Raw genomic sequence first — 12695 nt, 5'->3', positions numbered from 1 at the left:
TTCTGGAGTTGATCAATGCGGAGAACACTCATCGCTCTCGCGGCACTGGGCGCGTCGCTGCTCCTCATCGACCGGCTCGCCGCAGCGCGCCGGCCGAAGGTGGGGCAATGGCGGAGCCGGGCAGGCTTCGAGTCCTACCGCGGCGCCTACGACGAGGTGATGGCGACCATTCCCGATCCTTCCGGCACCCGCGACGTCGCCACCGAGTTCGGCACTGTGCGGGTCTACGAGTGGGCAGCGGCCGACGCCGGGCGAGGGGCTGCGACGCCGGTCGTGCTCCTGCCGGGCATCCGTTCGGGTGCGCCGATGTGGGGCGAGAACCTGACGCAGTGGATCGGCCGTCGCACGGTCTATGCGATGGACGCCATCGGCGACTCCGGAATGTCGACCCACGCCGTGCCCTTCACCTCCTTCGAGGATCAGGCCGCATGGGTCGAACAGGCGCTCGCAGGTCTCGGCCTCGGCGCGGCGCACGTCGTCGGGCACTCGTTCGGCGGTGCCATCGCGGCCACGCACGCGCTCAGGCATCCCGCCCGGGTCGCGTCGCTGACCCTGCTCGAACCGGTGATGGTGCTGCGCCCGATGCCCGCCTCGATCTACCTGTGGGCGACGCTGCTGCTGCTGCCCGTTCCGCAATCGTGGAAGGACTGGGCCCTGGCCGGCATCGGCGGAGTCTCGGTCGAAGAAGTGCGGGAGCGCACGCCGATGTCGATGATGGTCGACGAGGGCTCGAAGCACTACGCCGCCGTCACCCTGTCGCCGCGAACGCTCACCGATGCCGAGTGGCACTCCCTGCCGATGCCCGTGCGGGTCGACCTCGCCGCCGACAAGTCCATGGCGGGTGGTTCCGAGGCGGCTCGCCGTGCTCGCGCCATCGGAATCGGGTCGGTGACGATCTGGCCGCAAACCACCCATTCCCTGCCGATGCAAGTTGCGAAGCAGCTCGGACCGGAGCTGGAACGGTACTGGGACGCTCACGACGGGTGAGCCCGGGCTCTGCTCGCAGGCGACTGATCAGCCACCGCCCACCTGGTGCGGGAGCGGTGCCAGGATGCCGCCGCCATCGACGCCGGGCAGCACTTTCGCCATGAGCCGGTCGAGCTCGGCGAGTTCGGTCTCGTCGAGCCGATCGAAGAACAGCTCTCGCACGGCGGCGAAGTAACCGGGTGCGGCGGCCCGGTACAACTCGTCTCCTCGGTCGGTGAGTGTCGCGACCACCGCACGCCCGTCTGCGCTCGATCGACTGCGCCTGACCCGCCCATCGGTCTCCAGCCGGGCGACGACGTGCGAGAGCCGCGATGGCGAGGATGCCATCAGCACTGCGAGCCGGGACATCGCCATGGAACGCCCGTCGCTCAGCTTGAGGTGGTTGAGCACCAGGAACTCGAATTGCCCGATCTTGGAGTCGGCGAGGAGTCGTGAGTTCAGCTCGGCCGGTATCCCGTGAGCGACGATCGCGAACCTGATCCAGGCGGTGCGCTGGAGCGCGGACAGGTCGGAACCCGGCGATGCATCGGTCATGATCCCACTCTAAACTATTTGACGCTTCAAATAATTCTCGGTATCGTGTCGACCGATACCTGACCGAATCACGTGCACGAGGAGGATCACCATCATGAGTTCGACCATCGACATCACCGCAGAGAAGTCCCGCGCGACCCGCATCCGATATCGAGTGCTGACCGCGGTCGTCGCGGTGGTCGCACCGCTCGCAGTGTGGATCGTCGCGTCACTCGCCGGCGCCTCACTCGCGATCACGAGCCCGCTCGTGGGCACGTTGCAGATCAGTGCGCTGCTCGTGATCGTGAGCACTCTGCCCCTCGCCCTCGCCGCCTGGGGCGTGCTGGCGTTGCTCGAGCGACTCACGTCGAATGCACGGAGGGCTTGGACGATCATCTCCGTCGCCGTGCTCGTGTTCTCGCTGCCGCCACTCGTCTTCCTCGACGCCACGCTCGGCACCAAGGTGGCACTCGGGTGCATGCACCTTGCGGCGGGCATCGTGCTCATCTTCATGCTGCGCCGCCGCGCAGCAGGCGCCTGAGCCGTCGCCCCGCGGGTCAGGATGCCTCGTGCACGGGGCGATCGTCGGTGGCCGGGTCGCGTCGCGAATGCGAGTCAGCTCGCCGCGCTGGCGCCGGCTGAGCTCGAGGTGCTGCGGGAGATGGCCGCTGGCACGGGACGAACGCCGGCATCGAGCAGGCGTTCGTGACGACGGGCGGCTCTTCGAGCGGGCCGGGCGGCAGTTCCGCTCCTCGAGATCGGTGCCGAAGTGCCGAAGTGCCGGAGTGCCGGAGTGCCGGAGTGCCGGAGTGCCGGAGTGCCGGAGTGCCGGAGTGCCGGAGTGCCGGAGTGCCGGAGTGCCGGAGTGCCGGAGTGCCGGAGTGCCGGAGTGCCGGAGTGCCGGAGTGCCGGAGTGCCGGAGTGCCGGAGTGCCGGAGTGCCGGCCGATCGGTGCAGTGCCTGAGCGTCGCCCCGCGCAGCAGGTGCCTGAGCGTCGCCCGCGCGGGTCAGGATGCTTCGGGCACGGGGCGCTCGCCGGTGGCCGGGTCGCCTCGCGAAGGGGGAGCGGCCTCGAGCTCGTCGAGCAGCGCGCTGCCCGCGGCATCCCTCGCCACCTGATCACCGAGTCTCGCCGCCGCGCGGCGGTAGCGCTCGTCGCCGAGCACCTCGGCGACCGCCTTGGCGATGCGCCGCGAAGCTGAGCGTCGAGAGATCGCGACGCCCGCCCTCTCTCGGTGGCCCGTACGGCGTTGTCGGCCTGTTGGCAGCGTGATGCCCTCCGCGGCTCGCGCTGACCCGCGATCGGCGAGACAATGGGACCGGATCGAAAGGGCACGCATGGCAGAGCTGAGTACGAGGTCGACGACGGATGAATCGGCGGCATCGATGCCGGATGCTGCGCCCGCACCCCACGGCCCCGGGCACCATGCGCTCGGCTGCCCCGAGTGCTTCGAGGAGTTGCAGCGCAACCAGGACTGGTGGAAGGCGCGCCCCGAGGGTGCCCGTCTCGTCGGTCTCGTCGTCGCACGCGACGACATGCCCTCGGTCGTCGAGCAGCGGAACGACCTCGCCGACTTCGGGGTCGCGATCCTCGACTTCAAGCACCCTGCGGCCGAGGCGCCCGAGACCTGGGAGCAGCGGCTCGGCCGCTTGTTCGGCACGCTGCAGGCTGGCGATGTGCTCGTGGTGGCCAACGAGCGTGCGCTCGGCCGTGATCGCGACGAGGTCACGCGCACGATTCGCACGCTCGCCCGGCACAACCTCGTGGTGAAGGTGCTGAGCCACGGCGCCCCCCACCTCGAAGACGCGCGCGGCTGAGCCTACGCCGAACCGTCGCGCGGGCGGGTGCGGTCGATGAGCAGGCGAATACCGGCGCGCGCCAGCATGAGCACGATGATGAGCAGCGTCACGGAGAAGAAACCGCCGAGCTGCACGGCGTCGCCGAACACGAGGTCGGTGAGCCACAGGATGACGAACTTGCTGCCGGCGCCGAGCACCATGAGCAGCGCCGCGTTCAGCGTCTTGCCCGCTGCCGTGCGCGCCGCCCGCACGCGGTCGAGTATTCGCGTCTTCAGCACCGCGATGACCTCGAGCGCGAGCTTGAACAGCACGGCGGTGAGCAGCGAGACGAAGAACGACTCGGTGATGATGCCCGGCAAGAACTGGGTGAAGAGCCCGAGCACCACGAGGTAGACGAACACGTCGACCAGATCGACGGCGCGGATCCGCACGCTGGCTCCTTCGGTCGACCGGGTCGGGCTCGCCGGGCATCGGCGCCGACAGCCTTCGCAGAGTACACCTGCGCGCGGTACACCTGCGCGCGGTGCACCTGCCGCAGCCGCTCGGTGCTGGCCCGTGACATCCGACGCTCGAAGGAGCACGCTGGAACGCATGGGAACAGTGACGGTCTCTTTCGAAATGACGCTCGACGGGGTGTTCGACCAGATGGAGCACTGGTTCGACGTCGACGATCCGGAGTTGGTGCGCCACTCCGACGAACTCGTCTTCGGCGCCGACGCGGTGCTGCTCGGCCGTGAGAGCTACGAGTTCTTCCGCGAGTACTGGCCGGCGCAGAGTGATGATCGGGGCTTCGCCGCGCACTACAACGCTCTGCCGAAGCACGTGGCCTCGACGACGCTGACCGGCCCGCTCGACTGGAACGCGACCCTCATCGAGGGTGACGTGGCCGAGACGGTGCGCGGCCTGCGCGAGCAGTACGGGTCGATCATCTCGCACGGCTACGGCCAACTGGCGGCGACGCTCATGGACGCCGGGCTGGTCGACGAGGTGCACGTCGGCATCCACCCGTTCATCGTCAGCCATGCCGAGGTCCGACTGCGCACACCGCATCCGGTGGGCCTTCGGCTGCTCGACGTGCAGCGATACGACTCCGGAACCATCTTCGCCAGGTATGCGCCTGCATAGCGGAACACCGGTGCGGAGGCATCCGCTCGCTCGCCTAGCATTGCCGGGTGGACTTCTCCTTCGCCTTCACCCCTGACCTCATCGCCGTCTTCCTGACACTGTTCGTGCTCGAGGTCGTGCTCGGTGTCGACAACGTCATCTTCATCTCGATCCTCGCGTCGAAGCTCCCGGTCGAGCAGCAGGCGCGCGCCCGCAACCTCGGCCTCACCCTGGCGATGGTGATCCGCGTCATCCTCGTCTTCTTCGCAGGCTGGATCATCACGCTGAAGGAGGATGTCGTCGTCTGGTTCGGGATGGGCTTCTCGATCAAGGACTTCATCCTGATCGCCGGTGGTCTGTTCCTCGTCTACAAGGCGGTCACCGAGATCCACCACAAGCTCGAGGGCGCCGAAGAGGAGCACGGCGGGGCGCCAAAGCGCATCACGTTCGGCTCGGTGCTCGCGCAGATCCTGGTGCTCGACATCGTGTTCTCGCTCGACTCCGTGATCACCGCCGTCGGCATGACCGAGAACCTCCTCGTCATCATCACGGTCGTGGTGCTCTCGTTCGGCATCATGCTGTTCGCGGCGCGGTTCATCTTCACGTTCGTGAACGAGCACCCGACGGTGAAGATGCTCGCGCTGTCGTTCCTGCTGCTCATCGGCGTGTTCCTCATCGCCGAGGGCTTCGGCGTTCACATCGACAAGGCACTCATCTACGCGCCGATGGCGTTCGCCATCCTCGTCGAGGCACTGAACCTGATCGCCTCCTCACGCAAGGCGAAGCGCGAACACCGGCGCCGCCAGGCCGTGCAGCTGCGCCAGCAGTATCCCGATGTCGACGAGTCCGTCGCGGTGTCGGCGGCACTCTCCAAGGGTGCCGGCGCCGGTTCGGTCGGCCTGTCGCGCCGCCCGGTCGAGGGCGAGTCGGATGCCCCGGAGAAGCGCGCCGGGCTCGGCTGAGCGCCTGCCCTCAGCTCGCCGACCGGGAGGCGAACGGCCCGCTCGTCATGCGCCGGCGCGGGCGAGGAACCCGAGCACGTGCTGCGTGAGGAGCTCCGTCGCACCCGCGTCGTAGCTCGGCAGGCTCGAGTCGGCGAAGTAGTGCTGATCGCCGGGGTAGAGGAAGAGCTCGGCGTCGTCGGCCGACGACACGAGCTCGCGGGCGGCGTCGAGATCGCCCTCGCCGGTGAAGATCGGGTCGGCGTCCATGCCGTGGATCTGCGCAGGGACCCCGGCCGGCCACCCGCCGAACTCGGCGACGGGCAGGCACGAGGAGACGAACAGCGCACCGCGGGCGCCCGGCCGCGTCTGCGCGAGCTTCTGTGCGGGCACGACGCCGAGCGAGAAGCCCAGGTAGACGAGGTCGTTCGTCAGCGCCTCTGCCGCCCGATCGCCGCGGGTCATGATCTCGCCCCAGCCGACCTCGTCGGCATATGCGACGCCGTCACCGATCGTGGCGAACGTGCGCCCCTCGAACAGATCGGGGGAGTGCACGGTGTGGCCCGCCCGGCGCAACTCGTCTGCGAACGCGCGAAGGCCCTCGTTCGGGCCGAGCGCATGGTGGAAGAGCAGCACTTCAGACATCGGGATGCCCCCGTTCCGTACGTTCTCTGGATTCGTTCGAGAAGCTACTCCCTCGATCCGGCGATGTCGACCCGTCGCGACGAGGCCCAGGCCGCCTCACGGATGCCGAACAGGGGGTGACGTTCGTCCTACCGAAGCCGGGACATCCGACTCTGTCAGGCTGCGGGCGTGGTTCGTAGCGTCGACGACATGAATGAAACGACTGCAGAAACCTCACCGTCGATCACCGATACCGACCGCGGGCGAGCGGATGCCGCCGGCGTACTCCGCTCCCGTCGAGGGCGCCGTCTCCGCAGGGCGGCGACCATCGCGGCAGCGACCCTGTCGCCGCTCCTCGTGTGGGTGATCGCCGTTCCGCTCGCCGGCCTCGACCTCGTCGCCGGAGCCGGCGCGACGGCGCAGACCGTCGCACCGCCGGCGATCGTGGGCGCGACGCTCGTCGCAGGCCTCGCCGCGTGGGGCGTGCTCGCCCTGCTCGAGCGCGTCTCGAAGCGCGGCCGCTTGATCTTCACGATCGTCGGCTGGGCCTTCCTCGCGCTCTCGCTGCTCGGCCCGGTCATGACAGGAACGGCCGGTGCCGTGCTCGTGGTGCTGCTCGTGATGCACGTCGCGACGGGATCGACACTCGTGATCGGCCTGCCGCGCGCCGCTCGCGTGCAGCACCGCGGAAACGACGGGCGATGACCCGGCGAGAGAGAGCCCGTGACGTAGATTGGCGAGGGGAGCGAACGCATGACGATGACCGATGACCTCCGCAAGACCTCACTTCGACCGGCGTGGATCGCCTACCGGCCGGGGCCCTGGCTCGCGCTCATCGCCGCACCGGTGCTGCTCATCGCCCCGCTCGTCGCGGCTGTCACCACGGCCGACTGGGCGCGTGCCGCCTACGTGCTGCTGCTGGGCGGCGTGTTCGGCGTCGCCGTGACGCTGCCGTTCGGTGCGCGCCGACGCCCCACGGTCGTGACGGAGCTCGTCTTCGTCGCGCTCCTGCTGCTCTGCGCCGGGTACATCCTGCTCTGGCAGACCGGCCAGGCGTTGCTGTTCCCGCTCCTCGCGGTCGCCGCGGCGCTCGCGATCCGCCGGTGGTGGGCCATGGGCATGGTCGGGGCGATCGCGGTGAGCGGTGCGTTCGCCGTCGGTTTCGAGACCTGGTCGCTCGCAGCGGCGGTGCTCGTGGGGTTCGCCGCGTTCGCAGGCGGCGCCGGCAACTTCCTCGTGCAGTACTACGTCGCGCTGGCGCGCGAGCTCGATCGCACGAGGGAGCGTCTGGCCGCGACCGCGGTCGGTGAGGAACGCATGCGCTTCTCCCGCGACCTGCACGACCTGCTCGGGCACTCCCTCTCGGTCATCACCGTGAAGTCCGAGGCGGCTCGTCGCCTCATCCCGTCAGATGCGGATGCCGCCGCCGCACACATCACGGAGGTCGAGACGATCGCGCGCGACGCGCTCGGCGAGGTGCGATCCGTCGTCGCCGGTTCCCGATCGGTCAGCCTCTCCGAGGAGATCGAGAATGCGCGCCACGCACTCGAAGACGCCGGGGTCGCGGCATCCGTGAGCCTGCCGGATCGGGTGCTTCCGATCACGGTGGATGCGGTGCTCGGCTGGGTGGTTCGCGAGGGCGCGACGAACGTGCTGCGGCACTCACCGGCCCGGAACTGCACGATCGAGGTCACGGTGACCGCGCATGCCGCCCGCATCGAGATCACCGATGACGGTCCGGGCCACCGGGCGGGTCGCGGCGCTGCGCCGGGTGCGGGCAGCGGGCTCACGGGCCTTCGCGACCGCGTCGAGGCCGAGGGCGGAGCACTCGACGTCGAGTCCTCGGACACGGCGTTCCGTCTCACCGCCAGTATTCCGCTCGCAGCCGAGGCACCGCGGTGAGCGAGACGACGATCCTGATCGCCGAAGACCAGCGCATGATGCGCTCGGCGCTCACGACCCTGCTCGACCTCGAACCCGATCTCACCGTCATCGGCGGGGTGGAGCGCGGCGATGAGGTGGTGGCCGCCGCCGAGCGACTCGGTCCCGACGTCGTGCTGCTCGACATCGAACTGCCCGGGCGAAACGGCCTCGACCTCATCGCACCGTTGCTCGAGGCGGTGCCGGGCTGCGACGTGGTCATCGTGACCACCTTCGGGCGGCCCGGCTATCTCGCTCGTGCGCTCGCCGCAGGTGCTCGGGGATTCCTCGTGAAGGACGACCCGGTCGAGCAGCTCGCGGCGGCGATCCGCCGGGTGCGGGCGGGCGAGCGGGTGGTCGACCCGCAACTCGCTGCCGAGGCGTTGGGTGCCAGCGACAATCCGCTCACCGACCGTGAGGCCGACGTGCTGCGTGCCTCGGCCGAGGGCGCCACCATCCTCGACATCGCCGAGCAGCTCTTCCTGTCGCCGAGCACGGTGCGCAACTACCTCTCGAACGCGATCGGCAAGCTCGGCGTGCGGAACCGCCTCGAAGCGCTCACGGTCGCTCGCGAGCGGGGATGGCTCTGAACTGCGGCGGCCCCTAGGCTGAACGGCACCGGCGGGCGAGGAGCGCCTGTGCTTCACCGGGGTGTGGGGAGCGAGCATGCTGGACTGGTTCTACAACACGAGCATCCTGATCACGCTGCCGTTGTTCGTGGGCGGCTTCGTGGTGGTCTCCTGCCTGATCGTGCTCGCACTCCACCCGGCCGTGCACCGGCTCGTCACCGATGTCAAGGAGTGGGATCGCGCCCTCGCCCACGTCATCGGAACCTTCGGCGTGTTCTTCGGCATCCTGCTCGCGCTCGTGGCGGTGTCGGTCTACGAGGACTTCTCGGACACGCGCCAGGCCACGATCGAAGAGGCGGGCCAGGTCGGCGCGCTCTACCGTGCCACCACCGGCCTGCCCGACGAATACGGCGACCCGATGCGAGAGGTGCTCGACGAGTACATGCACTCGGTCATCGAGATCGACTTCCCCGACCAGGCGGCGGGCAGGCTCCCCGGCGCCAGCGACGAACAGATCGACGAGTTCGAGCAGCTCCTGCACTCCGTCGAGACCGACAGTCTCGCTGATCAGGCCGAGTTCGGGCAGGCGCTCGCCACCTTCGACGACCTCGTCGAGTCGCGGCGGGCGCGCATCGATGCCACCGCCCTGGCCCTGCCGCCGCTCTTCTGGCTCGTCATCTGGGTCGGCGCCGCCGTCAACGCGGTGCTGATCGCGTTCGTCCAGGTGAAGAACACGCGACTGCACATGCTCGTCGCCGGGCTGCTCGCGCTCTTCGTCGGCCTCGTCATCTTTCTCACGGCCGACATGGACCATCCCTACGCGGGGGTGATCTCGATCGACCCCGGAGCATACGAGCGGGTGCTCGAACAGATCATCGACGTCACACCATCGCGGTGAGGCGCTCGCGGATCGCCGTCTGATTCGCGCGGTCACCGCCCGCATCGGCGAACTCGAGCGCTCGCTCGAGCAGCAGCCTGCGGCCCCGCGGCTCCGCCCGATCCGCCTGAAGGAGCATGCACCGCGTCACGCAGCGCAGGTCGCCGAGCCGGCGGAACGCCTCGAGCAGCTCGTCGAGGCTCTCCGCGGCATCCGGAACCTGCAGCATCTGCTGCACCAGGTGAGCGTGCGCGAGCTCGTGCTCATTGCCGATCGACGCCGCGTATTCTGCGCACTCGCCCGCCCACCGTGCTGCTTGCGCGGGCTCGAGCCCTGCCTCTGCCGAGATGAGCGCCATGTTGAAGCGCGCGCTGCTGGCGTGCAGCATGTCGCCCGCCAGTGCGTAGCCGCGCATCGCCTGTTCGAGTTCGGCGATCGCCCTCGCCGCATCCTCCCGACTTGCGCCGCGCAGCGCGAGGCCGCGCGTGTGGTGTACGGCCGCCAACTCCCAGGACTCGTCGAGTTCGGCGGCGATGCGCTCCGCCTCATCGAGGTGCAGCAGCGCCGACTCCTGGCGGCCGCTGTATCCGTCGGCGAGGCCGGCGAGATGCTCGGCCGCGAGCCGTGTGCGGGCGTCGTCGGGGTGCGCGCGCGCCACCTCGAGCGCCCGCCCCGCGAGCTCGTCGACGATCTGCAGATCGTAGTAGGCGAGCGCCGTTCCCATGACGAGGAGCTGCCCGGCGGATGCCTCGGCGAGCACCCGCTCGTCTCGGGCGGCCATGGCGATCGAGCCCAGGCTGTCGACGTCGGATCCGTACTGCTCGATGCCGATCGAGAGGTCGGCAGCGAAGGTCAGGGCGAGCGGATGCCCCGCAGCGAGCGTCCAGCGCAGCGCGGCGTTCGTTTCGGGACAGAGGCCGACCGATCGATTCTGCGCCTCGGGGCTGTTGTCGACGCGGGCGCGGCTGACGAAGTCCTCGACGATCTCGACGTGGTATTCGGCGTGCCGTTCGAGCACCTCGCGCACGATGGCGGGATCGGTGCGCGCGTGCACGAACTCGCGCATCACGGCGAGCAGGCGGAATCGGCGCGGATACCCTCCGGCCGGAACGAGCATGGAGTGGTCGAGGAGCCGCAGCACGTCGCCCTCCGCGCCCGGGTGGGTGACGGCGGCCGCGAGATCGACGTCGAACGTTCGGGGCAGGGCAGCGAGACGGCAGAGCACGTCGCGCTCCTCGTCGGTGAGCAGGTCCCACGTCCACTCGAACGCGGTCTCCAGCGTGCGGTGCCTCCCGAGCGGCACAGCACGGTCGAGCGTGGCGAAGTCCCGCTCGAGACGAGACGCGAGCTCGGCGAGGGAGAGGTGCCGCGCACACGCCGCCGCGAGCTCGATCGCGAGCGGCAGGCCGTCGAGGCGGGCGCAGATCTCGGCGGCGAGGTCGATCTCGGCACGGGAGGCGAGGTGGCCGCGCGATCCGGGCGATGCGAGGTCGCCGTGCCGCCCGTGTGCGCCGAGCCGGTCGAGGAACATGGCGACCGACGCGGCACCCGCGCCGTCGGCCGCCAGCGGGGCGAGCGGGTGGATGTGCTCGGCGTCGTCGCCGATCGGGGTGCGGGAGGTCGTCAGCACCCGCAGGTCGGGTGCGGTGGTATGGATTCGGCCCACCGCCCAGGCGACGGCCGGCCCGACGCGGTCGATGTTGTCGAGCACGAGCAGGTACGAATGCGTGGCCAGGGCGACGGCGATGCAGGCGGCGACGTCGATTCCGCTGGCGGCCTCGAGGCCGAGGGCCTTCGCGATGCGGGCGACGACATCGCCCGGCTCGGCGTGCTCGAGTTCGACGATGACCGGCAGGCGCTCACCGTGCACGTGGCTCGCGAACTCGAGTGCGAGCCGCGTCTTTCCGACACCGCCCGGGCCCACGACGGTGATCAGGCGGTGCCGGTCGACCTGCTCGGCGAGCGTGGCCAGGTCGTCGTCGCGGCCGACGAACGCGTTCCGTGGAAGGCGCACCGACGCCGCATGACCACGCCGGTCCTCCGCCGAAGCCATGAGTTGTGCACGGTTCTCGGCACCGAGCTTGCGCTTGAGGCTCGCGATGTGACTCTCGACCGTGCGCACCGAGATGAACAACTCCGCGGCGATCTCGGGGTTGTTCAGACGCCGCTCGATGGCGGCCAGCACCGCGCTCTCACGAGGCGTGAGCGACTGCCCGGTCACGGCGCCCAGTGTAGACCCGGGAAGCGGATGCCGCAGCCGGGCGGTCGCCCGCCCCGTGCCGATGGTCACGGTGTCACGGGCCCCCGAGCGGTGACCGGTCGTCGACGACGGTCGTCTCGGCGCAGAGGCCGTCGGGCGCGTGCTGGCGGATGTACCAGGGCTCGTAACACACCGAACTCGACGGCACGAACTGCCGCTCGGATCCGGCACGGACGCCCGATGCCTGGCCCTGACCGCAACCGGCGAGGACGGCCACGACGAGGGCGGCAGGGATGATGAGAAACGTACGGATGTGCATGATCTGTGTCTTTCTGGTGATCTGTGACGTTCTTGGTGGTGCCCGCGATTCGTACTCGCGATGTACTCACGAGCGTGCGCCCGGTCCGCCGTTGCCACATCCGTACAACGCACGGAGGTTTCCTCAGGTTCTGCCCTGACGCGTTCGCACCCGGCTTCGACTCGCAGCATCCGCCCAGTCGCCCCCGCCTACGCTGAAACGCATGCTGATCGCCCTCATCCGCCACGGACAGACCGACTGGAACCTCGCGGCGCGCATGCAGGGTCGCACCGATATTCCGCTGAACGACACCGGTCGCGAGCAGGCGCGCATCGCGGCATCCGCGCTCGAGCGTGAAACGTGGGACGTGGTCGTCAGCTCACCTCTCGGCCGGGCGCGCGAGACGGCCGAGATCATCGCCGGGGCGCTCGGGCTGCCGTTCGGCGGCAGCTACGACGAACTCACCGAGCAGAACTTCGGCGCAGCCGAGGGCGCGTTCGCCGGAGAGCTCGACACGCACTGGCCGGATCGCGACTTCGCCGGCATGGAGTCCAACGCGGAAGTGGGGCCCCGCGGCATCCGCGGTCTCGATCGCATCGCCCGAGAGCACGAAGGCGCCCGCGTGCTCGCGGTCGCGCACGGCATGCTCATCCGGCACACGCTCGCGACCATCAGCGGCCACGAGATGCGGCACTACCCGAAGCTCGAGAACGCCACGTCATCGCTCGTGCGGTTCACGGATGCCGCGTGGCGCGTGCACACCGTGGGCGGGGTCGACTTCGACGAAGTGCTGATCGGCCTCGACGAGCGCGCTGCGGAGCTGCGACTCGCGAGCTGACGGCCTGACTTCCGTCGCAGTCGA

Annotated in this window: 16 protein-coding genes; 10 read left to right on the top strand and 6 right to left on the bottom strand. The window is 69.5% G+C overall.

Annotation, left to right across the window (positions count from 1 at the left end; genetic code table 11):
- The first annotated feature begins 15 nt into the window (after positions 1-15).
- Entirely contained in the window at positions 16-987 is a 972-nt protein-coding gene (locus FHG54_RS14745) for an alpha/beta fold hydrolase (protein ID WP_139417939.1), read from the top strand.
- 27 nt (positions 988-1014) lie between these two features.
- On the opposite strand, the gene FHG54_RS14740 is transcribed toward FHG54_RS14745, so the two are convergent.
- A complete protein-coding gene (locus FHG54_RS14740; protein ID WP_139417938.1) occupies positions 1015-1521 on the bottom strand; it encodes a MarR family winged helix-turn-helix transcriptional regulator in 507 nt (168 codons plus the stop codon).
- A 94-nt stretch (positions 1522-1615) separates the two neighbouring features.
- Here FHG54_RS14740 and FHG54_RS14735 point away from each other — a divergent pair, with 94 nt between their 5' ends.
- The gene (locus FHG54_RS14735; RefSeq protein ID WP_139417937.1) at positions 1616-2041 is read left to right on the top strand and encodes a DUF6069 family protein; all 426 of its coding nucleotides are present in this window, start codon (positions 1616-1618) and stop codon (positions 2039-2041) included.
- Between the two features lie 466 nt (positions 2042-2507).
- Here the strand turns inward: FHG54_RS14735 and FHG54_RS16425 are convergent, their stop codons facing one another.
- Entirely contained in the window at positions 2508-2666 is a 159-nt protein-coding gene (locus FHG54_RS16425; protein ID WP_168197196.1) for a hypothetical protein, read from the bottom strand.
- A gap of 172 nt (positions 2667-2838) precedes the next feature.
- Between FHG54_RS16425 and FHG54_RS14725 the strand changes: the two genes are divergently transcribed.
- Positions 2839-3318 carry a recombinase family protein gene (locus FHG54_RS14725; RefSeq protein WP_139417936.1) on the top strand — a complete coding sequence of 160 codons (480 nt, stop codon included), beginning with the start codon at positions 2839-2841 and terminating at the stop codon, positions 3316-3318.
- Between the two features lie 2 nt (positions 3319-3320).
- Here the strand turns inward: FHG54_RS14725 and FHG54_RS14720 are convergent, their stop codons facing one another.
- Positions 3321-3731, bottom strand: a complete 411-nt coding sequence (locus tag FHG54_RS14720; protein WP_139417935.1) for a hypothetical protein — start codon at positions 3729-3731, stop codon at positions 3321-3323.
- Between the two features lie 160 nt (positions 3732-3891).
- Here FHG54_RS14720 and FHG54_RS14715 point away from each other — a divergent pair, with 160 nt between their 5' ends.
- Both FHG54_RS14715 and FHG54_RS14710 read left to right on the top strand, forming a co-directional pair.
- The gene (locus tag FHG54_RS14715; RefSeq protein ID WP_139417934.1) at positions 3892-4425 is read left to right on the top strand and encodes a dihydrofolate reductase family protein; all 534 of its coding nucleotides are present in this window, start codon (positions 3892-3894) and stop codon (positions 4423-4425) included.
- A gap of 47 nt (positions 4426-4472) precedes the next feature.
- Positions 4473-5366, top strand: a complete 894-nt coding sequence (locus FHG54_RS14710; RefSeq protein WP_139417933.1) for a TerC family protein — start codon at positions 4473-4475, stop codon at positions 5364-5366.
- Positions 5367-5411: 45 nt separating this feature from the next.
- Here the strand turns inward: FHG54_RS14710 and FHG54_RS14705 are convergent, their stop codons facing one another.
- Positions 5412-5990 (bottom strand): dienelactone hydrolase family protein, encoded by a 579-nt coding sequence (locus FHG54_RS14705; protein WP_139417932.1) that lies wholly within the window; start codon positions 5988-5990, stop codon positions 5412-5414.
- A 189-nt stretch (positions 5991-6179) separates the two neighbouring features.
- On the opposite strand from FHG54_RS14705, the gene FHG54_RS14700 reads away from it, so the two are divergent.
- From FHG54_RS14700 to FHG54_RS14685, 4 genes are all read left to right on the top strand, one after another.
- Positions 6180-6674: a DUF6069 family protein gene (locus FHG54_RS14700; protein WP_139417931.1), complete on the top strand. Its 495-nt coding sequence runs from the start codon at positions 6180-6182 to the stop codon at positions 6672-6674.
- Between the two features lie 48 nt (positions 6675-6722).
- Complete coding sequence (locus tag FHG54_RS14695) at positions 6723-7871, top strand: sensor histidine kinase (protein ID WP_139417930.1); 1149 nt, start codon at positions 6723-6725, stop codon at positions 7869-7871.
- Positions 7868-8479, top strand: a complete 612-nt coding sequence (locus FHG54_RS14690) for a response regulator transcription factor (protein ID WP_210415436.1) — start codon at positions 7868-7870, stop codon at positions 8477-8479. The genes FHG54_RS14695 and FHG54_RS14690 overlap by 4 nt, the downstream gene beginning before the upstream one ends.
- Positions 8480-8555: 76 nt before the next feature.
- Positions 8556-9356, top strand: coding sequence for a bestrophin-like domain (locus tag FHG54_RS14685; RefSeq protein ID WP_139417929.1), 801 nt, complete (start codon positions 8556-8558; stop codon positions 9354-9356).
- Here FHG54_RS14685 and FHG54_RS14680 read toward each other — a convergent pair.
- Both FHG54_RS14680 and FHG54_RS16420 read right to left on the bottom strand, forming a co-directional pair.
- Positions 9340-11625 carry an ATP-binding protein gene (locus tag FHG54_RS14680; protein WP_168197195.1) on the bottom strand — a complete coding sequence of 762 codons (2286 nt, stop codon included), beginning with the start codon at positions 11623-11625 and terminating at the stop codon, positions 9340-9342. The two genes, FHG54_RS14685 and FHG54_RS14680, sit on opposite strands and share 17 nt — an antisense overlap.
- Positions 11626-11629: 4 nt before the next feature.
- Positions 11630-11854 carry a hypothetical protein gene (locus tag FHG54_RS16420; protein ID WP_168197194.1) on the bottom strand — a complete coding sequence of 75 codons (225 nt, stop codon included), beginning with the start codon at positions 11852-11854 and terminating at the stop codon, positions 11630-11632.
- Between the two features lie 202 nt (positions 11855-12056).
- On the opposite strand from FHG54_RS16420, the gene FHG54_RS14675 reads away from it, so the two are divergent.
- Positions 12057-12671 (top strand): histidine phosphatase family protein, encoded by a 615-nt coding sequence (locus tag FHG54_RS14675; protein WP_139417927.1) that lies wholly within the window; start codon positions 12057-12059, stop codon positions 12669-12671.
- Positions 12672-12695 lie beyond the last annotated feature (24 nt).

The organism is Agromyces laixinhei, from assembly GCF_006337065.1.
GTDB lineage: Bacteria > Actinomycetota > Actinomycetes > Actinomycetales > Microbacteriaceae > Agromyces > Agromyces laixinhei.
Note: the sequence above shows the minus strand (reverse complement) of the source record. Positions and strands in the feature narration are given on the sequence as shown.